The 24,812-nt window shown below is 62.8% G+C and carries 22 protein-coding genes, 1 tRNA gene and 1 pseudogene; 14 read left to right on the top strand and 10 right to left on the bottom strand.

The features are described 5' to 3' along the window. Window positions 1-1,377, top strand: a pseudogene (locus CQ14_RS36500) (hypothetical protein); the annotation flags it as partial. 33 nt (window positions 1,378-1,410) lie between these two features. Then, complete coding sequence (gene galE / locus CQ14_RS36505) at window positions 1,411-2,457, top strand: UDP-glucose 4-epimerase GalE (protein WP_057862564.1); 1,047 nt, start codon at window positions 1,411-1,413, stop codon at window positions 2,455-2,457. A 349-nt stretch (window positions 2,458-2,806) separates the two neighbouring features. Here galE and CQ14_RS36510 read toward each other — a convergent pair whose 3' ends face one another. Continuing rightward, window positions 2,807-3,700, bottom strand: coding sequence for a LuxR C-terminal-related transcriptional regulator (locus CQ14_RS36510; protein WP_057862565.1), 894 nt, complete (start codon window positions 3,698-3,700; stop codon window positions 2,807-2,809). 668 nt (window positions 3,701-4,368) lie between these two features. On the opposite strand from CQ14_RS36510, the gene CQ14_RS36515 reads away from it, so the two are divergent. Further along, a complete protein-coding gene (locus CQ14_RS36515; RefSeq protein WP_057862566.1) occupies window positions 4,369-5,049 on the top strand; it encodes a LuxR C-terminal-related transcriptional regulator in 681 nt (226 codons plus the stop codon). A 189-nt stretch (window positions 5,050-5,238) separates the two neighbouring features. Here the strand turns inward: CQ14_RS36515 and CQ14_RS36520 are convergent. Beyond that, window positions 5,239-5,323 (bottom strand) — tRNA-Leu (locus CQ14_RS36520). A gap of 168 nt (window positions 5,324-5,491) precedes the next feature. On the opposite strand from CQ14_RS36520, the gene CQ14_RS36525 reads away from it, so the two are divergent. Continuing rightward, window positions 5,492-6,034 carry a disulfide bond formation protein B gene (locus CQ14_RS36525; RefSeq protein WP_057862567.1) on the top strand — a complete coding sequence of 181 codons (543 nt, stop codon included), beginning with the start codon at window positions 5,492-5,494 and terminating at the stop codon, window positions 6,032-6,034. Window positions 6,035-6,203: 169 nt separating this feature from the next. On the opposite strand, the gene CQ14_RS36530 is transcribed toward CQ14_RS36525, so the two are convergent. The 3 genes from CQ14_RS36530 to CQ14_RS36540 all read right to left on the bottom strand — a co-directional run bounded on the left by CQ14_RS36530 (window position 6,204) and on the right by CQ14_RS36540 (window position 8,243). Continuing rightward, window positions 6,204-6,650, bottom strand: coding sequence for a hypothetical protein (locus CQ14_RS36530; protein WP_057862568.1), 447 nt, complete (start codon window positions 6,648-6,650; stop codon window positions 6,204-6,206). Between the two features lie 102 nt (window positions 6,651-6,752). After that, window positions 6,753-7,112, bottom strand: a complete 360-nt coding sequence (locus CQ14_RS36535; RefSeq protein WP_057862569.1) for an ElaB/YgaM/YqjD family protein — start codon at window positions 7,110-7,112, stop codon at window positions 6,753-6,755. 66 nt (window positions 7,113-7,178) lie between these two features. Then, complete coding sequence (locus tag CQ14_RS36540; RefSeq protein ID WP_057862619.1) at window positions 7,179-8,243, bottom strand: AI-2E family transporter; 1,065 nt, start codon at window positions 8,241-8,243, stop codon at window positions 7,179-7,181. Between the two features lie 323 nt (window positions 8,244-8,566). On the opposite strand from CQ14_RS36540, the gene CQ14_RS36545 reads away from it, so the two are divergent. Beyond that, window positions 8,567-9,325, top strand: a complete 759-nt coding sequence (locus CQ14_RS36545) for a L,D-transpeptidase (RefSeq protein ID WP_057862570.1) — start codon at window positions 8,567-8,569, stop codon at window positions 9,323-9,325. Window positions 9,326-9,360: 35 nt separating this feature from the next. After that, entirely contained in the window at window positions 9,361-10,005 is a 645-nt protein-coding gene (locus tag CQ14_RS36550; protein ID WP_057862571.1) for a DUF2865 domain-containing protein, read from the top strand. A 48-nt stretch (window positions 10,006-10,053) separates the two neighbouring features. Here the strand turns inward: CQ14_RS36550 and CQ14_RS36555 are convergent, their stop codons facing one another. Next, window positions 10,054-12,147, bottom strand: coding sequence for a methyl-accepting chemotaxis protein (locus tag CQ14_RS36555; RefSeq protein ID WP_057862572.1), 2,094 nt, complete (start codon window positions 12,145-12,147; stop codon window positions 10,054-10,056). A gap of 202 nt (window positions 12,148-12,349) precedes the next feature. Between CQ14_RS36555 and CQ14_RS44225 the strand changes: the two genes are divergently transcribed. Continuing rightward, the gene (locus tag CQ14_RS44225) at window positions 12,350-12,502 is read left to right on the top strand and encodes a Thivi_2564 family membrane protein (RefSeq protein ID WP_141688227.1); all 153 of its coding nucleotides are present in this window, start codon (window positions 12,350-12,352) and stop codon (window positions 12,500-12,502) included. A gap of 85 nt (window positions 12,503-12,587) precedes the next feature. Here CQ14_RS44225 and CQ14_RS36560 read toward each other — a convergent pair whose 3' ends face one another. The 4 genes from CQ14_RS36560 to cysD all read right to left on the bottom strand — a co-directional run bounded on the left by CQ14_RS36560 (window position 12,588) and on the right by cysD (window position 17,905). Then, complete coding sequence (locus CQ14_RS36560; RefSeq protein ID WP_057837434.1) at window positions 12,588-12,788, bottom strand: CsbD family protein; 201 nt, start codon at window positions 12,786-12,788, stop codon at window positions 12,588-12,590. 86 nt (window positions 12,789-12,874) lie between these two features. After that, on the bottom strand, window positions 12,875-15,037 hold the full coding sequence (locus CQ14_RS36565) for a malate synthase G (RefSeq protein ID WP_057862573.1): 2,163 nt from the start codon (window positions 15,035-15,037) through the stop codon (window positions 12,875-12,877). Between the two features lie 132 nt (window positions 15,038-15,169). Then, a complete protein-coding gene (cysC, locus tag CQ14_RS36570) occupies window positions 15,170-17,086 on the bottom strand; it encodes an adenylyl-sulfate kinase (protein WP_057862574.1) in 1,917 nt (638 codons plus the stop codon). A gap of 24 nt (window positions 17,087-17,110) precedes the next feature. Beyond that, window positions 17,111-17,905, bottom strand: a complete 795-nt coding sequence (cysD, locus tag CQ14_RS36575; protein ID WP_057862620.1) for a sulfate adenylyltransferase subunit CysD — start codon at window positions 17,903-17,905, stop codon at window positions 17,111-17,113. A gap of 255 nt (window positions 17,906-18,160) precedes the next feature. Here cysD and cysG point away from each other — a divergent pair, with 255 nt between their 5' ends. From cysG to cysT, 7 genes are all read left to right on the top strand, one after another. Continuing rightward, window positions 18,161-19,597 carry a siroheme synthase CysG gene (cysG, locus tag CQ14_RS36580; RefSeq protein WP_057862575.1) on the top strand — a complete coding sequence of 479 codons (1,437 nt, stop codon included), beginning with the start codon at window positions 18,161-18,163 and terminating at the stop codon, window positions 19,595-19,597. After that, the gene (locus CQ14_RS36585) at window positions 19,594-19,908 is read left to right on the top strand and encodes a DUF2849 domain-containing protein (RefSeq protein WP_057862576.1); all 315 of its coding nucleotides are present in this window, start codon (window positions 19,594-19,596) and stop codon (window positions 19,906-19,908) included. Before cysG ends, CQ14_RS36585 begins: the two co-directional genes overlap by 4 nt. A 12-nt stretch (window positions 19,909-19,920) precedes the next feature. Next, the gene (locus tag CQ14_RS36590; RefSeq protein ID WP_057862577.1) at window positions 19,921-21,576 is read left to right on the top strand and encodes a nitrite/sulfite reductase; all 1,656 of its coding nucleotides are present in this window, start codon (window positions 19,921-19,923) and stop codon (window positions 21,574-21,576) included. Then, window positions 21,563-22,078, top strand: a complete 516-nt coding sequence (locus tag CQ14_RS36595; protein ID WP_057862578.1) for a DUF934 domain-containing protein — start codon at window positions 21,563-21,565, stop codon at window positions 22,076-22,078. Before CQ14_RS36590 ends, CQ14_RS36595 begins: the two co-directional genes overlap by 14 nt. After that, the gene (locus tag CQ14_RS36600; protein WP_430650246.1) at window positions 22,075-22,806 is read left to right on the top strand and encodes a phosphoadenylyl-sulfate reductase; all 732 of its coding nucleotides are present in this window, start codon (window positions 22,075-22,077) and stop codon (window positions 22,804-22,806) included. Before CQ14_RS36595 ends, CQ14_RS36600 begins: the two co-directional genes overlap by 4 nt. Before the next feature lie 137 nt (window positions 22,807-22,943). Next, window positions 22,944-23,933 carry a sulfate ABC transporter substrate-binding protein gene (locus CQ14_RS36605; protein ID WP_057862622.1) on the top strand — a complete coding sequence of 330 codons (990 nt, stop codon included), beginning with the start codon at window positions 22,944-22,946 and terminating at the stop codon, window positions 23,931-23,933. A 69-nt stretch (window positions 23,934-24,002) separates the two neighbouring features. Continuing rightward, window positions 24,003-24,809, top strand: coding sequence for a sulfate ABC transporter permease subunit CysT (cysT, locus tag CQ14_RS36610; protein ID WP_082650191.1), 807 nt, complete (start codon window positions 24,003-24,005; stop codon window positions 24,807-24,809). The last annotated feature ends 3 nt before the right edge of the window (window positions 24,810-24,812 follow it).

Below are 24,812 nucleotides of genomic sequence, written 5' to 3' on the forward strand. Positions count from 1 at the left end.
ACGGCGCGGCGCGACGTCGAGACCCAGACGGCACTGACGGCGCAAGCAAGTGAGGAAGCGTCCCGGCTGAAAAAGGCAAGCGAGAGCGGCGCAGCGGAGCGGCAGAAGCCCCTGCAGCAGGAGCGCGAGCGAACCGGGGGGCTGGAGCAGGATCTTGCGGCGGTGCGGCGCGAGGTCGAGACCCAAACGGCACTGGCGGCGAAAGCAAGTGAGGAAGCGTTCCGGCTGAAAAAGGCAAGCGAGAGCGGCGAAGCGGAGCTGCAGAAGTCTCTGCAACAGGGGCGCGAGCGGTCCGCACGGTTGGAGCAGGATCTTGCGGCGGCGCGGCGCGACGTCGAGACGCAGACGGCATTGGCGGCGAAGGCAAGCGAGGCCGCGTCCCGGCTGAAACAGGCAAGCGAGAGCGGCGAAGCGGAGCTCCGGAAATCCTTGCAACAGGAGCGCGAGCGGTTCGCGCGGCTGGAGCGGGATCTTGCGGCGGCGCGGCGCGACGTCGAAACCCAGACAGCGCTGGCGGCAAAGGCAACCGGGGAGGCTCTGCGGGCGAAGCGGGCCGCGGAAGCAGATGCTGCCGAGCAGAAGCAGTCGATGCAGAAGGAGCGCGAAAGGGCCGACGCTCTGGCGCAAGGCCTCTCGATGACGCGTAGTGCGCTCTATGCATATGAGGCCCGCGCCCGCAAACTTGAAGACGAGGCGGCCGAACTCAAAAAGGCGGCTGCAAGCGGTGCGCCGTCGTCTCGCCAATCCGCACAGGACGGGCGCGATCAGGCGGCGCAGCTGGAACAGGATCTCGTAACCGCACGTCGCGACCTCGAAAAGCAGGCTGCCTTGGCGGCCAAGGCGAGCGAGGAGGTCGCGCGGACCAGGCAGGCGGCGGAACGCGACGCAGCCTCGCTGCGCAGCTCATTGCAGCAGGAGCGGGCTCGGGCCGAACAGCTCGAGCGGGATCTCGCGCTTGCGAAGCAGGCCGCACCCAATGCCGTGACGGTAGGCTCGACCGCGCGTGGCAAGCCTGCGGAAAACGCGAAGCCAGTCGCCGACCGGACACCGGCGGCGGACGTTCGGGGCGACGCCCAGGCCAATTCCAAGGTCAATCCGAAGGAAGCCGCGGTGGAGGCAGCGTTGCTCGCGCGCGCGACCGCGCTGCTTGGGCAGGGAGACATAGGCTCGGCGCGGATTGTGCTGGAGCGCGCCGTCGAGATGGGCAGCGCCCAGGCAAGCTTCTCGCTCGCAGAAAGCTATGATCCCTTGATCCTTGCCAAATGGGGAACCCTTGGGACGCGAGGCGATGCGACAAAAGCGCAAGACCTCTACGCGAAAGCTGGCGCCGCAGGAATCAAGGCGGCGCAAGCGCGGCTGGAGGCGCTGCGCCGGTAGCGCCAATTTGGACGAATACGGAAAGTGTCCGAGATGATCTTATTGACCGGAGGCGCTGGCTACATTGGGTCCCATGTCTCTGTCGCGTTACTTGACGCCGGGCTCGATGTTGTCGCGGTCGACAACCTCTCCAACAGCAGCAAAGCGTCTCTCGAACGGGCACAAACCATCTGTGGGCGATCGCTCGTCTTTCGGCATGCCGACATCTGCAATGAAGAGGCGATCTATGAGGTCCTGCGCGCATACGAAGTGACCGCCGTTGTTCACCTCGCGGGGTTCAAGGCGGTGGGTGATTCCAACGCTCAGCCCATGACCTACTACGAGAACAACGTCCTGGGAACGATGCGGCTTTTGTCGGCCATGAAGAGGGCAAGCGTGAAGACGCTTGTCTTCAGTTCGTCCGCAACTGTCTACGGGATTCCCGCGTACCTGCCGCTCGATGAGAAACATCCCCTCGGACCGACAAACCCGTACGGTCGCACGAAGTTCTTTATCGAGGAGATGCTGAAGGATCTCTGCAAGTCCGACCCTGACTGGCGGGTCGGCATCCTGCGCTACTTCAACCCGGTTGGCGCGCACGAAAGCGGGCTCATCGGAGAAGACCCGATCGGCATTCCGAACAATCTGTTGCCATTGGTGGCGCAAGTGGCGGTTGGTAGGCGTGAGAAGGTGTTCATTTTCGGAAACGACTACGACACTCCGGATGGCACCGGCATCCGCGACTTCATTCATGTTGTCGATCTTGCATCCGGGCATTTATGCGTTTTGAACCACCTGAAGCAGCCCGGCGTGCTGACGGTCAACCTTGGAACGGGAAACGGCCACAGCGTTCTGGAGGTGATTCAGACATTCGAGGCCGTGAGCGGCAGGTCTGTTCCGTATGAATTTGGCGAACGTCGGACCGGTGATGTCGCCGCCTGTTATGCCGACCCGACATTTGCGGAAAGGACGTTGGGTTGGAAATCGGTGCGATCGTTGGCGCGAATGTGCGCGGATCATTGGCGTTGGCAATCGAAGAATCCGGACGGCTATCGGGGTGCGCAATATCAGACGAACAAGCTGAAATTCAGGGTCGGGTAGGACGCGACCAAAGAGGTGATTGAAGCTGCCGCAGTAGCGATGGCGTGGATCATGATACACGGCTGCAGCCGTGACCTGAAACACGACGGGCGGATGGGATCGCAGAAAGCATAAAGCGTTGCGGCAGGTTGGCAGTGAGATATCGTCCAATATGCCAGGTATGATTGCCGGTCAAAGTTGAGGATCGCACCCACTCCGGCTGCGGCCGGAAATGTGGCTGCCCGATTGCGATGCGGCTTCGACACCTCGCCGGCGACCAACCGGCATCGCGGTGTAAAAGCGTTTCAATTTGGCACGTCTCGATACGCGCGCCGGCGCAGGCGTGCAAGGTCGTCGGCGCCTGTCCGGTCTACTTGCCGAGCCGCACCAGTGCATTAGGTCTTCGGGTGATGTTCTTGCGTATCAGGGTGATACCGGGAACCTCGGCGTGATTTGGTTGGTGGCTGATCACTTCCAGTCGCTCGGACGCCTCGATTTGCTCGATGCGTGCGACCACCTCGATCGAACCCGGTAGTTGTTCGCATGCATTGGAGCCGTCATTCGTCGGTCGCACCAGAGAACCGTTGTTCATCCCCCAAATTGCCGCTTGGGTCCGGTTCTGGACCCGGATCTTGCGAAGGATCGCCTTGACGTGAACCTTCACGGTCGCCTCCGCGATGTCGATCTTGCGCGCGATGGACTTGTTGGAATCGCCCGCGATCAGGCATTGCATGATTGATTTTTCGCGGGGGGACAATTGTTGCGTAATGCGGTCCGTCGTGAAGGCGATCGCCCGATCGTTGCCATTGCGCGGCTCGGCCTTGGCGAAATGGTCGCCTTCAGAGTCGAGAATGGACGACATGAATGCGGGCGGGAAGATCGTTTCGCCCATCATCACCAGTTCGATCGACTTGACGAATACATCGCACGTCATGACGTCGATGAAATAGCCGCTGGCGCCCGCTCGAAATGCCGAGACCATCTCGTGTAGCCGATAGTGATCGGCCACGACCGCAATGCGTGCTTTCGGATGCCGCTCCTTGAGGAGCTCGATTTGTTCAACCGCGGATTCGAAATCATCGCCCGAATGGACAATGAGAACCAGCGATGGGTGTGATTGGAGTTTGCTCGGTGACAAGTCGTCTATGCTTGACACCGAAGCGATGGTGCGAAAATTTGCCGCGCTTAGAATTCTGGCAATTCCCTCTCTGATCAGAACGCTTTTCCCGACGATGAACGTTGCAAAACCTTGCCGCCTCCGCATTTTTACTCTCCCAGCCTTTACGCAAATGACAATTTCGAAAACATTGATGAATCGGAGTCTTGAATGAGTGTATTTTTTGATCGGTTGAGTTCTCTTCTCCGTCGTTCTGTTTCTGGAATTTGGTTGCTTCAGTCGGGTAGAATTGATCCTCCTTTGCAACACTGGGTTGGTAGTTTTAGCGGTCCAAAAAATTAGTAAGCATTTGCGAATGTTAGATTCGAATTGGCGCTATCCCTATATACCTTTGGTTATAGGCCTTTCGGATGCGCGGAGTATGTCGTTCGTAATGGTAAACGGCGTTTCGCATGACACGCTCTGAGCGAGTACGGATGCCAATTCCATCGAGCGTTGTAATCTCGATCGAAGCTATCGCGTACCGGAATTTGATATGCGCGCGCCTTGAATGGAAGGCCAAACTTGCCCGCAGTTCTACGTCCCGCAGTTCTACCGTACCGCAGTTATACGGGTGCCTTCGTCTTCCAGGATTGTGCAAAGTGTGTTGGAGAATCGCCGCAGGGCGAAGTCAACCTCTCGCCGTGCCGTCTATTGCGATGCGGCATTGGCCATACCGTTATAGTAATATATGCTGTTGCGGCATCGAGCAGGGGTGAATGAACTAAGACTGGGGGCGCGGGGTTTAACATTTGGGACAGGCTGAGGACTGCCCAATGCGTAGTATCACCGTCGTGATTGCGGATCGGCATCCCGTGGTTTTGAGGGGCTTGAGCAACGTGCTCGGGGCCCATTCCGATTTCAAGATTGTTGCATCTTGCAGTGATGGTCCGGGTTCTGTCGAAGCAATTCGGACTCTGGCGCCGGACATAGCTGTTCTCGACGGCTCGATGCCCGGCGCGACCGGCCCGGAGCTTCTTTCCATCGTAAGTATCGAGAATCTATCCACGCGGTTTGTCTTTTTCATCTCATCTGAAGTGGAACGTGAGCTGGTCATGTCAGCCGCAGCCGACGGTTTCAGCTTCATCTCAAAGGACGTGACGCCTGAAATTCTCGTGCAGTCGTTACGCCAGGTTGCGGGAGGCCGGCGGCTGTTGCCGCTGCCCACAGCCGATCAGGTGGGACTTCGGGAGCAAAGCGCGATCGCGGAGAACGCACTCGCTGTGTTGACGGAGCGGGAGCGCCAGATCATGCGGTTGGTGTCCGAGGGATTGTCGAACAAGGAAATTGGCCGACGCCTGAACATCAGCAACGGCACCATCAAGGTGCATCTTCATCACATCTTTCAGAAGCTCGAAATCAGTAACCGGACGGTACTCGCGGCCATTGCGATCTCGCAGGATGACGGTGTGGGTCTTGCCCCGGAAACTGAATCATCCCGGATTCGTCGCGGCTAGCTGCGAACTAGAGCGAAACTGGAATATCGCAGCACGAACGGAATTGGCGTCGACCACTGGCAGCGGAAGCTTGTCGGCGCGCAAAGCACGCTGATCGGTTTCGTCAGTTGAGGCGAGCTCTGCCTTGGATTCTGCCTGGGCCTTGGGTTCTGCGTGGCTGCGCCACGCGTAGCCCGCAAGGGCGAAGGGTGGTGCCCCTGGCCGGAATCGAACCAGCACTCCTTGCGGAACTCGATTTTGAGTCGAGCGCGTCTACCAGTTCCGCCACAGGGGCCTTCGGACACGGGCTGGAGGCCGGTGCGGCGAAGCCGGCGGAATATAGCGGGCGGCGCTTCCGGGTCAACCCGCGCGGATGTGATATTGACCTGTCTCGACAGGCAGCTAGCGGCGGGATAGGACGCTGTTGCCTGTTTGAGCACCAATTGTGCTCCGGAGAACGTCCGTGACATCAGCCGCCGCCCATTCATCGCCCGTGCGCCGTGCCGCCGACCCGGCGGTCGTGGCGGCGCTGGCAGTGGCGGTGGTTGCCGCTGCCACGCTGGCGGGCGCCTGGTTCTTCCAGCTCGTGCTGGATATCCGGCCCTGTCCACTCTGCCTCGAACAGCGCTATGCCTATTATCTGGCGGTCCCGCTCGGCCTCCTGGTGGCGTTTGCCGCCTCGCGCGGGGCGCCCCGGCAGGTCGTGTTGGCCGGGTTCGCGATGCTTCTGCTCGCCGCGCTGGCCAATGCCTGGCTCGGCGGCTATCACGCCGGCGTCGAATGGCAATTCTGGCAGGGCCCGACCGATTGCTCGGGCCCCGTGGTAGATCTCGGCAGTGCCGGCACGCTGCTGCAGCGGCTCGACACGGTGAAGGTGATCCGGTGCGACGAAGTGCAGTGGCGTTTCCTCGGCCTCTCGCTTGCCGGCTACAACGTGCTGATCTCGATGCTGATGGCGCTGATCGCGCTGTGGGGCATCGTCGCGGCGAAGCGGATAGCTGCGTAGTCGTAGGCTGGCAAAGGCGCGATAGCGCCGTACCCACCATCACCAGGCACGTTTTCTGAGGGTGGGCCCGCTTCGCTATCCCCAGACAGCAGTGAAAGAGTCGAGAGGCCGCGGCGTACTGGATCCTCGCATGCGCGGGGATGGCAGTGATGCCGTGCGGCGCTGCCCGCTACTCCGCCGGCGCCTCGTTGCTGCTTCCGTTGGCGCGGCTTGCCAAAAATCCCAGCGCCAGTCCGCCGACGGCGAGAATCGGGATCAGCTTCTTGACGCCGATGGCGCGGATGACCTGGATGCCGGCCGCGACCAGCATCGGATCGGACAATACGGTCTGCGCGGTGGACTTCGCCACCTTCGCCGCCTGTTCGGCGCGCGCCTCGATCTGCCGCTTGCGGATCATATAGCTGCCGGCCGCGATCATCGCGACCACGAAGAAGATAGCGGCGCCGGTCAGGCAGGCCTGCACGGGGCCGTAATTCTGCAGCACGAACACGAAAGCCGCCGCGCACAGAAACGCGGTCGTGACCAGCAATGCCATCGCCGCTGCCGCCGCCAGCGACGTCAGCCGTAGCGCGGAGCCGGTCGATTCCTTGAAATCATCGATAAATCGTTGGAACATGGCGCGCCTCGATCTGAAACAGCGTCGACAAAACAAGCCGCGGCGCTGCGCCGCCGCGATGCAAGGAATGGCTCTCCAGCGCGCGCTATCCTGCGCCGAACCTTACCTGCGCCAGGTCACGCCGATCAGAAACCCGATACCCAGCGCCAGGGCGACGGTCGCCAGCGGCCGCTGGGTGATGGCGTCCTCCAGCGTCTCCTCGATCGAGGACGCCGCGTCCTGGGCGGCACCCATCATAGCACTGCCGCGCTCCGACATGTCCTCGACCGCCTGCTCCGCATTGGCGCGGGCCTGATTGTAGCCGCGCCGCGCCTGCTTGCCGGCGGTGCCGGCAAAACTGTTGAGCGCTTCGGTGATCTGCTCGGTCAGGGCTGCGATATCGTTTTTCACGGCGGTTACATCCTTTTCCAGGCGTTCGTAGGTCGCTTTGTCCGTCAGGTTTTTCATTGCGGCGTCAGACATCGAAAGCTCCCGGATAACGAGTTCAACTGCGGAACAAACGCTCCGTTGAAGGGGAAGTTCCTCGGCCTAGTCCTCCGGCAGTTGTGGCGAGTCCGGCGGCATCAAGTGCTCTTTCAGGATCAGCGCCACGATCAGCAGGGGCGAAGACAGGAAGGCGCCCATCGGTCCCCACATCCAGGTCCAGAAGGCGAGCGCCAGGACCACGGCGAGCGCGTTCAGCGCCAGCCGCCGGCCGACGATCATGGGTGTCAGGAAATGACCTTCCAGGAAGGTCATCACGGCAAACAGCGCCGACGGCAACAATCCCGCACCGAGGGTCGGAAACGCAACGAGCCCCACCGCGACCAGCACCGCGAACATGGCAACCGGGCCGATGATCGGAATGAAGTTCAGGATCGCCGCCAGTGCGCCGAGACCTGCCGGGTTGGGCATGCCGGTCGCCGCGCAAATCAGCCCGGTGATGATGCCGACGCCGACATTGATCGTGGTCACCATCAAGAGGTAGTTGCCGAGATGCTCCTCGATCTCGTTGAGGATCCGCAGCGCCCGCAGCCGCCACTCGCGCTCGCCGAAGTGCATGATCAGGGCCCGGCGCAGCTCCCGCCAGCTTGCGATGAACAGGATCAGGGTAGCGATGAACAGCATGAATTCGGCAAAGGTCGGCGACAGGAATTCCAGCGTCGGCTGCACCCATTCGATTTTCGGCAGGTGCAGCGTCGGCGTCGTCAGCGTGTCGGGGCCGCCGAGCATGCTCTGCAGCTGTTGCCACAGCGCGAGCGGCCGGTCGAATACATGCAGCTTCTCCTTCAGCTCCGCGCCGAGCTCCGGAAGCTTGGCGCTCCATTCCACCGCGGGCGAAGCGATCAGGCCGATCATGAAGGCGACCGCGGCGCTGCCGGCGGCCACGATCCCAACGGCCGCAACGGCGCGCGGAATACGGAAACGCTCGAGGAAACTCGCCGCCGGCGACAGCATGGTGCCGACGATGAAGGCCATCGTAACCGGCAGAAAGAACGCCTTGGCGAGATAAAGCCCGGCGATGACGCAGATGATCAAGAGGCCGACGAGGGCGATCGCTACGACTTCCGTGCGGCGAATGACCGGCGGCAATTCGGCCTTGCTGTCCGGCATCGGCTCGCCCTCGTGCGGAAGCTTGCGCTCTCCGGGCAGAGGTTTGGTCGGTGAGGATTTGTTGGCCGAGGGCTTGGCGGAAGCGGGCGAAGGCCTGGTGGGAGTGACGCTCACAATGATTTTCCCTCGCCCGAAGCGGCGATGACACGGCAAAAAGCAACGTCGCAAAACGGACCGCGATCATAACGTGGCGCAGAGGCGCGGGTTCCAACGCGCGAAAATGCGCGCGATGTCGCGTCGGACAGCCGCAGAGGAACTGCGGGCCTGCAACTGCGTTTTGTTGGGCAGAGCATCCAGCGATGCACATCCAGCGGGGCAGTCCCATGACACAGTCCTCCGATCGCCGGCCTTCGTCGCGCGTGGCAAGCGCGGTCGTCTTCGTCAGCGCCTTGTTGACGCCATTCGTGGTTTCCAGTGCTGCGAATGCGCAGGCGTTCGGCTACGCCTATGCCCAGCCGAGTGCATATCCCGCCGATGAGGTGATCGGCTCCGACGAGGGCGCGACGCCCGAGCGGCTTCGCCGCGCGGTGGTCGCCTTTGGCACGACGGAAGCGCCGGGCACGATCATCATCGATACCGGCAACACCACACTTTATTATGTACTCGGCCAGGGCCGGGCCATCCGCTATGGCGTCGGCGTCGGTCGCGAAGGCTTTACCTGGTCGGGGGTGCAGACCGTCAGCCGCAAGGCGGAATGGCCGGACTGGCATCCGCCGGCGGAGATGATCGCGCGCCAGCCCTATCTGCCGCGCTTCATGGCCGGCGGTCCCGGCAATCCGCTCGGCGCGCGGGCGATGTATCTCGGCACCAGCCAATACCGCATTCACGGCACCAACGATCCCTCGACGATCGGCAAATTCGTCTCGTCGGGCTGCATCCGCCTGACCAATGAGGACATCACCGACCTGTTCAGCCGCGTCAATGTCGGAACGAAAGTCGTGGTGCTGCCGAAGAACGCGCCGGTCATGGCGCGGGGCGGAGATACGAGGACGGTTCGTCCGATCGGGGCGCCGTCGCGCCCGGCCGTGGCCGCGCCTTCGGGTCGGCAGGCGATGAACCTTATTGCGCCGCAAGCGAACTGAATGAAGGCGTCGTGTTGCCCAAGAGGAGAAAGTTGATGCGACCTGGAAAACTGGCAGCGTGGGGCGCAGCCGCAGTGGTGTGCGCATCCGCGCTGGCGCCTGCCGCACAGGCCCAGGACTTCTTCTCGCAATTGTTCGGCGGCTTTGGTCGCCAGCGCCATCAGCCCTATATCCAGATGCCGTTTCCCAATGACGATGGCCGCGTCTACGCGCCGCGCGGGGAGGGACGGGCGAGGTACGGCGGTGGCGGCAGCCAGGCCTATTGCGTGCGGACCTGCGACGGCCGTTATTTCCCGCTTCCGGCGTCCGACAATGCCAGCCGCGCCACGGCTTGCAGCAGCTTTTGCCCAGCGAGCGAAACCAAGCTGTTCTATGGCAGCAGCATCGACGAGGCGACCGCCGACAACGGCAAGTCCTATTCGGAGCTCCCGAACGCGTTCCGCTATCGCAACGAACTCGTCAACGGTTGTACCTGCAACGGCAAGGACCCGGTCGGGCTGGCGTCAGTCAAGGTCGAGAACGATCCGACGCTGCGCAAGGGCGACATTGTCGCCGGCGAAAACGGCCTGCTGGTCGCGGGCCGCAGCGGCGACCGGCGCGGTGCCGAAGTGAACTTCTCACCGGCTTCCGAAAAGGTCCGCGCCAAGTATGGCCGCGTGCCAGTGGTGGCGCGGGAGTGATAAGTCCACTCTGTCATGGCCCGGGCTTGACCCGGGCATGACGAGCGGTCAGGCCGCGCGGATCTTGCCGAGGAATTCGGTGACCTGATTGCCGAGTTGCTGGCTCTGCGTCTCCAGCGTCTGGGACGCCTGCTTGACGTTTTCGGCAGCGGCTGCCGCGGCGTCCGCATCGGCCTTCACGCCGTTGATGTTGTCGGACACGTTCTTGGTGCCTTGCGCGGCAAATTGCGTCGAGCGCGTGATCTCCTGCGTCGCGGCGCCCTGCTGCTGCACGGCGGCGGCAATCGCGGTCGCGACCTCGTTGACCTCGCCGATGATGCTGCCGATGCCCTTGATGGCGTCGATGGCTTCGCCCGCAACCCGCTGGATGTCCGAAATCTGCTCGGAAATCTCCTCGGTCGCCTTCGCGGTCTGGCTTGCCAGCGATTTGACTTCGGAGGCGACCACCGCAAAGCCGCGGCCGGCCTCGCCGGCGCGCGCGGCCTCGATGGTGGCGTTGAGCGCGAGCAGGTTGGTCTGCGCGGCGATGGTGTTGATCAGGCCGACGACTTCGCCGATCCGTCCCGCCGATTGGGCAAGCCCCTGCACGGTGCCGTCGGTGTCGCGCGCTTGGCCGACCGCGCGACTGGCGATGCCGGCGGCGTGCGCCGCCTGCTGGCTGATGTCATTGATCGAGGCGCTCAGCTCTTCGGAAGCGGCCGCCACCGTCTCGACGCTCATCGAGGCCTCGCCGGAAGCTTTCTCGGCGACCTGGACGCGCTCGTTGGTCTGGCGAGAAATCGTCGAGAGGCCGGACGAGGTGGTCCGCATCTGGCCGGAGGCATCGCCGAGCTGGTTGAGCGTCTGGCGCACCATGCCCTCGAACTCGCCGACATAGCTCTCGATCGCCTGTTGCCGCGCCATGGCGCCGGCGTTGCGCTCGCGTTCCTGTGCCTCGATCCGGGCCTTGTCGGCGGCCTGCTGCTTGAAGGTCTCCAGCGCGCCGGCCAGCGCGCCGATTTCATCCTGGCGCGCGGCGTAGCCGGTATCGACGTGGAGGTCGCCGGCGGCGACCTTCAGCATGGCGTCGCGCATGGAGTGCAGCGGCTTGATGGCGCGGCGGGCGACGATCACCTGGGCGCCGAAGGCCAGTGCGAGTGCGCCGATCAGCAGTATGAGCTGCATCGAAAGCGAGCGCCGGGCGCTGGCGTACAAATGCGCGGCGCGATCCTTGGCGGCGTCGAGCGCGGCTTCGGCCACGTTGACGGCGGCAGAGAGACGGCCGACCGTGACCGGGGTCCACTGGTTGGCGTTGAGTTCGGTCTTCTCGCCGGCCGCAATCTGCGTCAGCAACCGGTCGCGCAGCGCGAGATAGGATGGCTCGAAATAGGCGGTCTTTGTCGCGGCGATCGCGCTCGAGATCGCCGGCGGCAGCTGCATTCCCGCCGAGGTCAATTCCAGCGCGGTCCACGCGGCGTCAATGCCGCCGGTATATTTCGTATAGGCAAGCCTGGTCTCCGGCGCGACCTTCCCGGCACTGAGCCCGGTCGAGACGATCAGCGAGGCTTCGCCCGCAGTGTTGCGCAGCAGCCAGGCAATCTGCTTGATCGCCAGCAACTGGTCGATCGTCGCGTCCTGGTGGTTGACGGCGGCGGCAAGGTTGCCGGACAGCTTTTCCAGCGTCTCCAGCATGGCGTTGGCGGCGGCAAAGTATTCCTTGGCCAGTTCGGGCCGGCGCTGTGCCTTCGGCTTGACCACGGCGTCCCAGAACTCCTTCTGCAGCGCGGTCATCGTCTTGAACAGGTGGTCGAACTCCGGCACGAGCGTTTGCGCTTGCGCGAATTCCACGCTGCCGAGCAGGCCGAGCGCGTTGCCCATCGCCGGCATTTCGGTGTCGCGGATGTTGCGCAGATATTTTTCGATATCGGCGTCCATCGGCGCGTCGGAATTCAGCAGCCGGTTGGTCGTGGAGCGATCGGTGCGCAGATTGTGCATCGCCTTGAAGATGTTCGCGGAGGCGTCGGCGATCACCGCAATGCGGCTTGCCGCCTGCAGGCGGCCCCAGGAATCCCAGGCGTTGAGCGAAAATCCGACCACCACGCAGAACGAGGTGACGAGGATGACGGTCTTCAGCAGCGCGGATACGGTCAGACGGTTCAACATGATGCTCCCCCCCAGGACGCCCGGTCATTTGGGGGGAAAACGGTAAATGGTTTGGCCAGTCATATCCGCGTAGAAATACGAGGATCCTTGAAAAGATTGCGATTTTCCGTGAGGCGAACAGTTCCTCGGCTGGAACTCGCCGCTCTCATTCACGTTAATAAAATACTACCAGCGCACTCATACGAGCGCCGAAGGGGGCCACATGCTTGTCAGTATCCTCATCACGTTTCTTGTCGTCATCCTCGTCCTCTATCTTATCAACCTCCTGCCGCTCGACAGCCGCGCCAAGCAGATCGCCCGCGTCGTGGTGATCATTCTCGGTGTAATCTCGCTGTTGAGATACATCACAGTTTAAGCTGTAAGCGGCCGACTTGCCGCAGAGGGACGTCGCAACGAAAAAGCCCCGGCATCTAGCCGGGGCTTTCATTTCGAATACAGTTTTACTTCAAGGTGCTGAACCAGTCGTCCACGTCCTTGCGGATCTGGTCCTTGGCGAAGCCGTAGCGCTGCTGCAGCTTGCCTTCGAGTTGTTCGCGGCGGCCCTCGATCACGTTGAGATCGTCATCGGTGAGCTTGCCCCACTTCTCCTTGGCGGAACCCTTGAACTGTTTCCAGTTGCCTTCAACCCTGTTCCAATCCATCGCCTTCTCCTCTCGTATTGGGATGACGATCAACGGATAAAAGGCTCAGGCGTTCCTCGCGATCGATGCGGCATCGTGCCTGCTGATTACACCGCCGCCTTCGCCTCGCGGCGGCGCGCGGTGAGAATGTATTCGGTGTAGCCGTTCGGCTGCTCGCGGCCCTTGAAGACGAGATCGCAGGCGGCCTGGAACGCGACGCCGTCGAAGGCGGGCGCCATCGGCTTGTAGAGCGGATCGCCGGCGTTCTGCTTGTCGACCACCACCGCCATGCGCTTCAGCGACTCCATCACCTGGTCCTTGCTGACGACGCCATGCGCGAGCCAGTTCGCCAGATGCTGGCTGGAGATGCGTAACGTAGCGCGATCTTCCATCAGGCCAACGTCATGGATGTCGGGAACCTTGGAGCAGCCGACGCCCTGGTCGATCCAGCGCACGACATAGCCGAGGATGCCCTGGCAGTTGTTGTCGATCTCCTGCTTCACGTCGTCGGGCGCCCAGTTTGACTGCGACACCGGAATGGTGAGGATGTCGGAGAGTTTTGCGCGCTGGCCGCCCTTGGCGAGTTCCTGCTGGCGCGCGATCACGTTGACCTGGTGGTAGTGCAACGCGTGCAGCGTTGCCGCCGTTGGTGACGGCACCCAGGCGGTGGTCGCGCCGGCCTGCGGATGGCCAAGCTTCTGGGTCAGCATGTCGGCCATCTTGTCGGGCGCCGCCCACATGCCCTTGCCGATCTGGGCATGGCCGGGCAGGCCGTCGATCAGGCCCATGTCGACATTCCAGTCCTCGTACGCCTTGATCCAGGGCTGCGCCTTCATGTCGTTCTTGCGGATCATCGGGCCGGCTTCCATCGACGTATGGATCTCGTCGCCGGTGCGATCGAGGAAGCCGGTGTTGATGAAGCAGATGCGCTTCGATGCATTCTGGATGCAGGCCTTGAGGTTCACCGTGGTGCGGCGCTCCTCGTCCATGATGCCGACCTTCATGGTGTTTTCGGGAAGCGACAACAGCTTCTCGACGTCGCCGAACAGTTCGCAGGTCAGCGCGACTTCGTCGGGGCCATGCATCTTCGGCTTGACGATGTAGACTGAGCCGGTGCGGCTGTTCTTCGTCTTCGAGGACCCCTTGATGTCGTGGATCGCGAGCAGGCCGGCCACCGCAGCATCGAGCAGGCCCTCCGGGATCTCCTCGCCCTTCTCATCGAGCACGGCATCGGTGAACATGTGATGGCCGACATTGCGCATCAGCAATAGGCTGCGGCCATGCAGCGTGATGTCCTTGCCGTCGGGCGTCTTGTAGGTGCGGTCGGGATTGAGCGAACGCTTCAGCGTCTTGCCGCCCTTTTCGAAATCGGCCGAGAGCGTGCCGTTCATCAGGCCGAGCGTGTTGCGATAGACCAGCACCTTGTCTTCGGCATCGACGGCGGCGACCGAGTCTTCCATGTCGAGAATGGTCGAGACCGCCGATTCCAGGATCATGTCGGCAACGCCGGCCGGATCGTCCTTGCCGATGACGTGGTCGCGGTCGATCTTCACTTCGACATGCATGCCGTTGTTGACCAGCAGCACCGCGCTCGGTGAAGCGGCATCGCCCTGGAAGCCTGCGAACTGCGCAGCCGTCTTCAGCGCAGTGGCGTTGCCGCTCTTCAGCTTCACTGCGAGCTGGCCGGCGATCACGCTGTACGAGGTGACGTCGGTGTGGCTGCCGGTCGCGAGCGGCACGGCGGCGTCGAGGAACGCCTTGGCTTTGGCGATGACCTTGTCGCCGCGCGCCTTGTTATAGCCCTTACCGCTCTCGCTCGGATCATGCGGGATCGCGTCGGTGCCGTAAAAGGCGTCATAGAGCGAGCCCCAGCGCGCATTCGCCGCGTTCAGCGCGTAGCGGGCATTGGTGAGAGGAACGACGAGCTGCGGTCCGCAGATCTTGCCGATCTCCTCGTCGACATTTGCGGTCTCGACCTTCTGCGTGGCCGGCTCGGGCAGGAGATAGCCGATCTCCTTCAGGAACGCCGTATAGGCGGCCATGTCGAACGCCTTGCCCTTGTGGGCGCGATGCCAGCCGTCGATCTTGGCCTGGAGCGTGTCGCGGAAGGCGAGCAGCTCGCGATTCTTCGGCCCGAGCTTCTTGATGATGGCGGCGACACCGGCCCAGAACGCGTCGGGCGAAATCCCCGTCTTGGGGGTCGCCTCCTTGGCGATGAAATCGAACAGGACAGGGGCGATCTTCAATCCGTGGGCATCGACACGCTTCATGATGGGCTTTCTCAAAAAGAAATGGCGTTTGCAGGCTGTTTTCAGGCCAAAACAGCAAAAAACGCGCCAAAGGGGCGGCGTTGGCCGCCCTTTTAGCCCTAAAGCCGGGTCGATGAGAAGGCCCTAAAAGTCCTAGATGTTGGCCGCCAGATCCACCAATTCGTCGAACAGGATGCCGGTTTCGCCCAACATCCGCTCGATCTCCTCCGTCGCGTCCGCTACCGAGCGGATCGAGGTATCGATCCGGAGTTCGCAGGCGGTCGGCGGCTGGTAATCGTTGGTGATCCCGGTGAAGGACGGCAGCGCGCCGGAGCGCGCCTTGGCGTAGTGACCCTTGGGATCGCGGCTCTCGCACACCTCGGCAGGCGCGGCGACATGCACTTCGCGGAACATGGTGTCGGCGATGCGGCGTGCCGCGGCGCGGTCAGCGATCGCAGGCGAAACCGCGGCGACGATCGCGACGTGGCCATTGCGCGCCAGATGGGTCGCGACCTCGGCCAGACGGCGAATGTTTTCGCTGCGATCCTGCGGCGAGAAGCCGAGATCGTTGTTGAGCCCGGCCCGCAACGTATCGCCATCCAGCAGGATCGGTGAGCCGCCGCGCGAGAACAATCGACGCTCCAGCGCGCGGGCGAGCGTCGATTTGCCAGAGCCCGGCAGGCCGGTCAGCCAGATCACCGCGCCGTTGTGGTGGTAGCGCGCCGAACGCTCCTCGGGACGCAGCGCGGATTCCACCGGCACGATGTCGATCGGCACCGCGCGCTGTCCGGCGTCGACCGAGAGCACGAGGCCGCCGCCGGCGATGCGGCCGTTGACCTCGATCACCAGCCGCCCGGTGCGCGGATTTTCCTGATAGGGATCGGCCGCGATCGGTTGCGCCAGCGAGATGTCGATTTCGCCGACATGATTGCGCGCGATCGCCTTGGTCTCCTCGTTCGAGAGCTCGCCGGGATCGACCGCCTTCTCGATTGCGACCACGCTGGCGCGGGTTTCGCGCGTGCCGAGGCGGATCAGGATCTGGTCGCCCTTCGACAGCGGCTTGTCGTGCAGCCAGAAGATGCGTGCGCGAATCCGCCGCGTGTCGCGCGGCGTCGCGCCGGCATGCGCAATGACATCGCCGCGCTCGATGAACAATTCGCGGTCGAGCGTGATGCCGACCGAGCGGCCGGCGCCGTGGCTGCCCTTCAGCGGCGTCACCGGCCAGCTCTCCACGGTCTTGATCTTCGCGATCTTGCCGGCCGGCATGATGACGATTTCGTCACCGGCTGCGAGGTGGCCGGACTCGATGCGGCCCGCAACAATGCGGCGGTCGTCGAATTTGTAGATCGCCTGCACCGGCAGCCGCAGCGCCAGCTGCTCCAGCGGCCTCGCCGGTTCGAGCGCATCGAGCGCTTCGACGACGGTCGGCCCCTGGTACCAGCCGATCCTCGGCGTATGCTCTGCAACGCCGTCGCCATCGCGCGCGGAAATTGGAATGATTGCCGATGGCGTCACGCCGAGGCCGATCAGATGCGCCGAAATCTCGTCGCTGATCTCCTTGAATCTGTCAGCGCCGAAGTCGACGCGGTCCATCTTGTTGACGACGATCGCGACCTGCTTGATGCCGAGCAGATGCAGCAAATAGCCGTGCCGCCTGGTCTGGTCGCGCACGCCTTCCAGCGCGTCGATGATCAGCACGGCGCCGTCGGCCTGCGAGGCGCCGGTGATCATGTTGCGGAGGAATTCGGCATGGCCGGGCGCGTCGATCAGAACGACGTCGCGCGAGCGGGTGCGGAAGCGGATCTGCGTGGTGTCGATGGTGATGCCCTGGTCGCGCTCGGTCTGCAGCGCATCGAGCAGGAACGACCATTCGAACGGCATGCCGCGCCGCGCACTGACCGCTTTCAGCATCTCCAGCTTGCCCTCCGGCAGGCTGCCGGTCTCGTGCAGCAGCCGGCCGACGAGCGTGGATTTGCCGTGATCGACATGACCGACGATAACGATGCGGACCTGCGGGCGCGTGGTGCCGTTCGGGGTTGCCGAAACGCTGGCGGGAAGGATCATGTTCATAGCGACGCTCACACCAGGTGTCCGTTAGAGATAGCCGGCGACGCGGAGCCGCTCGAAAGCATCTTCGGTTTCATGATCCAGCGCGCGGCCGGCGCGTTCCGGCACCTTGGTGCCGTCGAGTTCAGCGAGGATCTCGTCGATGTTGGAGGCAGTCGACGCCACTGGATTGGTAATGTCCTGATCACCCAGCGAGCGATAGCGCTTGCCTTCCTTCGACAGATACAGCGGGATGATCGGAATGTTTTCGCGCTTGGTGTAGGCCCAGATGTCGGCCTCGGTCCAATGCAGGATCGGGTGAACGCGTAAGTGAGCGCCTTGCGGCACTGAGGCGTTGAACTGGTCCCAGAACTCCGGGGGCTGGTCGCGCACGTCCCAGCCGCCTTCGAGCCCGCGCGGCGAGAATACGCGCTCCTTGGCGCGGGTGGCTTCCTCGTCGCGGCGGATGCCGGCGATCAGGCCATCGAAGCCGTATTTGTTGAGCGCCCACTTCAGCCCTTCAGTCTTGCGCGCGGCCGAGCGCGCGGCGGGCGGCAAGGTCGGATCGACGGCATCGATCGGCGGGCAGGGCTCTACCTTGAGATCGAGGTCCCACTCCTTCCCGAAGCGGTCGCGGAACGCATACATCTCCGGAAACTTCTTGCCGGTGTCGACATGCAGCGCCGGGAACGGCACGCGGCCGAAGAAGGCCTTGCGCGCCAGCCAGATCATGACGTTGGAATCTTTCCCCAGCGACCACAGCAGCGCGAGCTTCTTCAGCCGCGCGAACGCCTCGCGCAAAATGTAGATGCTCTGCGCCTCAAGCTCGTCGAGATGGTCCATCGAGGGCGGCGGCAGCATCTCGCCGGGAAAAATTTTCGGCACAGATGATGCTTCGTGCAGGGCTGCGGACGGCAACCTGTGTCCGCTGGATTCAGGGTTGAGAAGATGCATCTCTGGGCCTTGGACTTGGGAGTGGAAAAATTCTAAAGTTGCACCGCAATAGAGAAGAAATAATTTTCTCTTTGTGGCTCTTGATCGAGACATAAATAGAAAATAATTTCAGTCAACCCCCCAATTGGGGAAAGCGAGTGTCTGATGCGCTATCTGCCTGTGTTCCTGGATCTGCAAAGCGGCAAGGTGTTGCTCGTTGGGGCAGGCGACCTCGTGCGCGCGAAATTGCGCCTGCTGATTTCGGCGGGGGCACGGGTCCGCTGGTATGCGACCGACGGCAATCGTGATTTGGCTGGCCTCGATCCCAATGACGCCGCGCGGATCGAGATGGTTTCCGGCGATCCGCTGTCAGCTGATCTCTCCGGCATCATCGCAATCCTCTGCGCCGGCGCCGGCGATATCGGCGTTGCGATGTCGGTGCGTGCGAAGGCGGTTGGGCTGCCCGTCAACGTGATGGACGACCTCGCGCATTCCACCTTCATCTTTCCCGCGATCGTCGACCGCGGCGACGTCGTCGTTGCCGTCGGCACCGGCGGTGCTTCACCGGTGGTCGCGCGCCGCGTGCGCGAGCGCATCGAGGCTGTATTGCCGGCGCGCATCGGCGATCTCGCCGCCTTCATCGGCAGCTTTCGCAAATCGATGCATGCGCGCATTCCCGAATTTTCGTTGCGCCGCCGTTTCTGGGAGCGCGTGATCGACGGTCCGATCGGCGCGCTGGTGCTCGCGGGTCGCAAGGCCGAGGCCGAAAAGGCGCTGAACGAAATCGCTGATCCTTCCGCGTTTGCCGGCGCGAACCAGGATGGAAAAGCCGAGGGCCGCGTGACGCTGGTCGGCGCGGGTCCGGGCGATCCTGATCTGCTCACCATCAAGGCGCTGCGCGCGCTGCAGGATGCCGACGTCGTTTTCTACGACGAGCTGGTGTCGCCGGAAGTTCTCGACCGTATCCGCCGCGACGCCGCGCGCATTCCGGTCGGCCGCCGGGTCGGTAAGCCCGGCATCGGCCAGGATGCGATCAACAAATTGCTGATTGAAGCTGCGAAGGCCGGACAGCGCGCGGTGCGGCTGAAGGGCGGCGATCCCTTCATCTTCGGCCGCGGTGGCGAGGAAATCGAAGTGCTGCGCGCGGCCGGCGTCGCCTATTCGGTGGTGCCGGGCATTACCGCCGGCCTGGGCGCCGCCGCGCAATTCGAGGCGCCGCTGACCTATCGCCACGAAGCGCTGCGCATCACCTTCCTGACCGCGCACAAGGCCAAGGACGCCGAGACCGTCGACTGGTCGGTGCTGACAGACAAGAAGATGACCATCGTGGTCTATATGGGCATGACCGCCGCGCCATCGGTCCGCGCCGGCCTGTTGGCGGCCGGCCGCCTGCCGCAAACGCCGGTCGGCGTGTTCGCGCGGGTGACTAGGCCGGATGCGCAGGCCGTGGTCGGCACGCTGGAGAATCTTCCGGCGCTGGTCGAAAAAATCGATGGCGGTCCCGCCATCCTCATCATCGGCGACGTCGTCGCGCATTCCGCGCCGTGGCGTCAGTCAAACCTCAACCAAGTCATCTCCAAACTGCTGGAAGCTGCCGAATGACCTCTCCGCTCGAACAGAAGAAAATCAGAATTACCGGGCCGTCGGTGGTGACCGCCAACCGCACCTGGGATGGCGCCGTGGTCTACCGGACCGCAGATCGGGGCTGGTCGACGGCACTGGCCGATGCCGCAATCGTCGGCACCTCCGATGACGCGCGTGCGTTGCTTGCCGAAGGCGTCGCCGATGACGTCGGGGCGGTCGGCGCCTATATCGCGCCGGTCGAAGTCAAAGAGGGCGGGGTAATCAAGCCCGGCAACCTCCGTGAACATATCCGGTCGAAGGGCCTTACCATCGACCTTCTTCCGGCCTGAGGCTGATCCATCATGTATGCATATGACGAACTCGACCGCACGCTCATCAACGAGCGTGTTTCGGAATTCCGCGATCAGGTGAAGCGTCGCCTCTCCGGCGAACTGACCGAGGATGAATTCAAGATCCTGCGGCTGCAGAATGGCGTGTACCTGCAATTGCACGCCTACATGTTCCGCGTCGCGATCCCCTATGGCACGCTGTCGTCGAAGCAGTTACGCCGGCTTGCGCATGTCGCCCGCCGCTACGATCGCGGCTACGGCCATTTCACCACCCGGCAGAACATCCAGTTCAACTGGATCAAGCTTGCCGAACTGCCCGATGCGCTGGCTGAGCTCGCCGACGTCGGCATCCACGCGATGCAAACTTCCGGCAACAACATGCGCAACGTCACCTCGGACCAATGGGCCGGCGTCGCGCCCGGCGAGGTCGAGGATCCCCGCATCTGGTCGGAGATCCTGCGCCAGCACACCACGCTGCATCCGGAGTTCTCGTTCCTGCCGCGCAAGTTCAAGATCGCGATCACCGCGTCCGAGCACGACCGCGCCGCGATCAAGATTCATGACATCGGCCTGCGCCTGCACAAGAATGCCGACGGCGAAACCGGCTTTGAAGTGCTGGTCGGCGGCGGCCTCGGCCGCACGCCGTTCATCGCCAAGACCATCAAGCCGTTCGTGCATGGCCGCGATATCCTGAGCTATGTCGAGGCGATCCTGCGCGTCTACAATCAGTACGGCCGCCGCGACAACATCTACAAGGCCCGCATCAAGATCCTCGTCCACGAGCTCGGCATCGAAAAATTCGCGCGCGAGGTCGAGGAAGAATGGAAGCTGATGGGCGATGTCGGGCTGACGCTCGACCATTCCGCGATCGAGGAAGTGCGCTCGCGCTTCTCCTATCCGGCTTACGAAAAGCTGCCGCACATGCCGGACGAGCTGAAGCAGGCCGCGGCTGATCCCTTGTTCGAGCGCTGGCGCAAGAACTCGGTGGCCCCGCACAAGGTGCAGGGCTACTCGATCGTGACGCTGTCGCTGAAGCCGGTGGGCGGACCGCCCGGCGACGCCACCGCCGACCAGATGGACGCGGTCGCCGATCTCGCCGACAAATATTCATTCGGCGAAATCCGCGTCGGCCACGAGCAGAACCTGGCGCTGCCGCATGTCGCCAAGCGCGACCTGCCGCAGCTCTGGAGAGCGCTCGATCGCCTCGGGCTTGCCACGCCGAACGTCAATCTCGTCACCGACATCATCGCCTGCCCGGGGCTGGATTACTGCTCGTTGGCTAATGCACGCTCGATCCCGATCGCGCAGGAATTGACCCGGCGTTTCGCCAACCACGACACCGCCGACATGATCGGCCGGCTGCACATCAACATCTCCGGCTGCATCAATGCCTGCGGCCACCACCATGTCGGCCATATCGGCATCCTCGGCGTCGAGAAGAACGGCGAGGAATTTTACCAGATCACCATCGGCGGCCGCGCCGACGAGAACGCGCAGATGGGCGTCTTGATCGGCCCGGCCGTTCCCTATGCGGAAGTTGCCGACGTGATCGAAGACATCGTCGAAGCCTATCTCGCACTGCGCGACCGTCCCGAGGAACTGTTCGTCGATACGGTGAAGCGCCTGGGCGTCGAGCCATTCAAGGAGCGGGTCTATGCCACTCGTTAAGCAGGGAAGAATCACCACCGATCTGTTCGTCCACGTTGCCGATGGCGCCGAATTGCCGGGCGACGGCGCGATCCTGATTTCAGCGGCGCGGTTTCTGGAGGATCCGGAAGCCATTCTGAAGCGCGCCGGCAAGGCCGGCGTGATCTGGCCGAACAGTCGCGCCGTCGACGATCTCGTGCCCTATCTCGATCGGCTCGCTGCTGTCGCGCTGGTATTCCCGACCTTCCGGGACGGCCGCGCCTACAGCCAGGCGCGCCTCTTGCGCGAACGCCACGGCTATGAAGGCGAGCTGCGCGCCATCGGTCAGATCCTGCGTGATCAGTTCGTGTTCATGTCGCGCGCCGGCTTCGACGCATTTGAAGTGAAGAAGGATGCCGACGCCGACGCCTTCGCCGAGACCATGAAGCGCTATTCGGTGTTCTACCAGCCGACCGGCGACGGCCGCGTCACCGCGCTCAATCGGCGGATGCAGTTGCGTCATTCGGAGAGTGCGGGACAGTGACCACGACCTCACCGCATGCGCTCGCCACTGAATCGACGATCCTTCATTCGGCGCAGATGCTCGACCTTGCCTTGCGCGATGCTTCGCCGGCGCAAGTCATCGAAACCGCGCTGAAGACCGTCGGCCGCGAGCAGCTTGCGCTGGTGTCGTCGTTCGGTACGGAATCGGCGGCGCTGCTCAAGGTGATGGCGGACGTCGATCCCGCTATACCCGTAATCTTCCTCGATACCGGTTGGCTGTTCGAGGAGACGCTCGCTTATCGCGACACGCTGATCGCCACCCTCGGCCTTCGCGATGTCCGCTCGATCAAGCCGCTCGATGAAGCGCTCTCGCGCCAGGATCCCGATCGCGAATTGTGGTTTACCGATCCCGATGCCTGCTGCCGCATCCGCAAGGTGGAGCCGCTGGCGCGCGCGCTCAAGCCGTTCTCGGCCTGGATCAACGGGCGCAAGCGTTTTCAGGGCGGTGCACGCGCCGAGATTCCCGTCGTCGAGGAAGACGGCACGAGGCTGAAGTTCAATCCCTTCGCCAACGTGTCGCGCGAAGAGATCGAGGCGATCTACAAGCTCGGCAAGCTGCCGCCGCATCCGCTGGTCGCCTCCGGCTACCTCTCGGTCGGCTGCATGCCGTGCTCGAGCCGGGCCGCGGCGGACGAGGATGCGCGTGCTGGCCGCTGGCGCGGCAGAGCCAAGACGGAATGCGGTATCCACACGACGAAAACTTCGTAAAGCCCGGACTTCTTAGGACAATGAAGCTGCGGAACCAAAAACTATGAAACGCGGTTTCATTGACTAAGCGACCTTTCGTCGCGACTTATGCGCCTCCGCTTTGATGATATGTTCATCAAGCCGAATGGAGATCAATGATGATCCGTCGCATTCTGCCGCTGGTTGCCGGATTGCTCTGGGCGAGTTCAGCCTTCGCCGCTGATGTTACACTGCTCAACGTGTCGTATGATCCGACACGTGAGCTTTATGCCGATTTCAACAAGGCTTTCGTCGCCGCCTATCAAAAGGAAACCGGCAAGAGCGTCGAGATCAAGCAGTCGCATGGCGGCTCGGGCTCGCAGGCGCGTTCGGTGATCGACGGCCTGCAGGCGGATGTCGTCACGCTGGCGCTGGCCTATGACATCGACGCCATCGCCGCCAAGGGCCTGGTGGCGCCGGATTGGCAGAAGCGCTTGTCGCTCAATTCTTCGCCCTACACCTCGACGATTGTCTTTCTTGTCCGCAAGGGCAACCCGAAGGCCGTCAAGGATTGGGATGATCTGATCAAGCCCGGCGTGCAGGTGATCACGCCGAATCCGAAGACCTCGGGCGGCGCACGCTGGAATTACCTCGCAGCCTGGGGCTTTGCGGAAAAGAAATTCGGATCAGTCGACAAGGCGAAGAAGTTCGTCGGTGACCTCTTCAAGAACGTGCCGGTGCTCGATACCGGTGCGCGCGGCTCGACCGTGACCTTCGTCGAGCGCGGCGTCGGTGACGTGCTGCTGGCGTGGGAGAATGAGGCGTTCCTGGCGCAGCGCGAATTCGGCAAGGACAAGTTCGAGATCGTGGCGCCACCTTTGTCGATCCTCGCCGAGCCGCCGGTGTCGATCGTCGACAAGGTTGCCGACAAGAAGGGCACCCGTGCCGTCGCCGAGGCTTACCTGAAATATTGGTATACCAAGGAAGGTCAGGAAATTGCCGCACGCAATTCCTATCGTCCGCGCGATTCGGAAATTGCGAAGGAATACGAAAAATCCTTCGCCAAGGTCGAACTTTTCACGATCGACGACGTTTTTGGTGGTTGGACCAAGGCGCAGAAAGATCACTTCGGCGAAGGCGGCATCTTCGACCAGATTTACAAGAACTGATCTGGCGAACGGGCGGCCGGAGCGGAAGCAGGGGGATTTGTGAGCACAGCGGTCGCACGGCGGAGTACCCTGCCGGGGTTTGGGCTTACCATGGGCCTGACCCTGACTTGGCTCTCCGTCATCATATTGATTCCTCTCGCTGGCCTCTTTCTGAGGACGCTTGAGCTTTCTCCGGGGCAATTCTGGGAAATCCTCACCAGCCGCCGCACCTTGAACGCGCTGAGGATTTCGTTCGGCCTTTCCTTTGCGGCGGCCTTCGTCAATCTGGTGATGGGCACCATCATCGTCTGGGCGCTGGTGCGGTATCGTTTTCCGGGGCGTCGGCTGTTCGACGCCATCGTCGACATTCCATTTGCGTTGCCGACCGCGGTCGCAGGTGTGGCGTTGACGCAATTATTCGCGCAGAAGGGCTGGCTGGGCGCGCCGCTCGCCGAACTCGGCATCAAGGTGGCCTTCACGCCGATTGGTATTTTCATTGCGATGGTCTTCATCGGCATTCCCTTCGTGGTGCGAACGGTTCAGCCGGTCCTGATCGATCTCGATCCCGAGATCGAGGAAGCGGCAGCGAGCCTCGGCGCCAACCGATGGCACACGGTGTTCAGGGTGATTCTGCCAAGTCTTATTCCGGCGTTATTGACCGGCTTTGCGCTGGCGTTCGCGCGCGCGGTCGGTGAATACGGCTCGGTGATCTTCATCGCCGGCAATCTGCCCAACGTGTCGGAGATCGCGCCGCTTCTGATCGTGATCCGGCTTTCCGAATTCCGATATGCCGATGCGACGGCGATTGCCGTCGTCATGCTGCTGGCTGCATTCGTGATCATCTTCGCCGTCAATCGCCTGCAACGCTGGGCGCAAACCCGCGTCCCCGCGCATTGAGAG

Source organism: Bradyrhizobium lablabi (assembly GCF_001440475.1).
GTDB classification, from domain to species: Bacteria; Pseudomonadota; Alphaproteobacteria; order Rhizobiales; family Xanthobacteraceae; genus Bradyrhizobium; species Bradyrhizobium lablabi.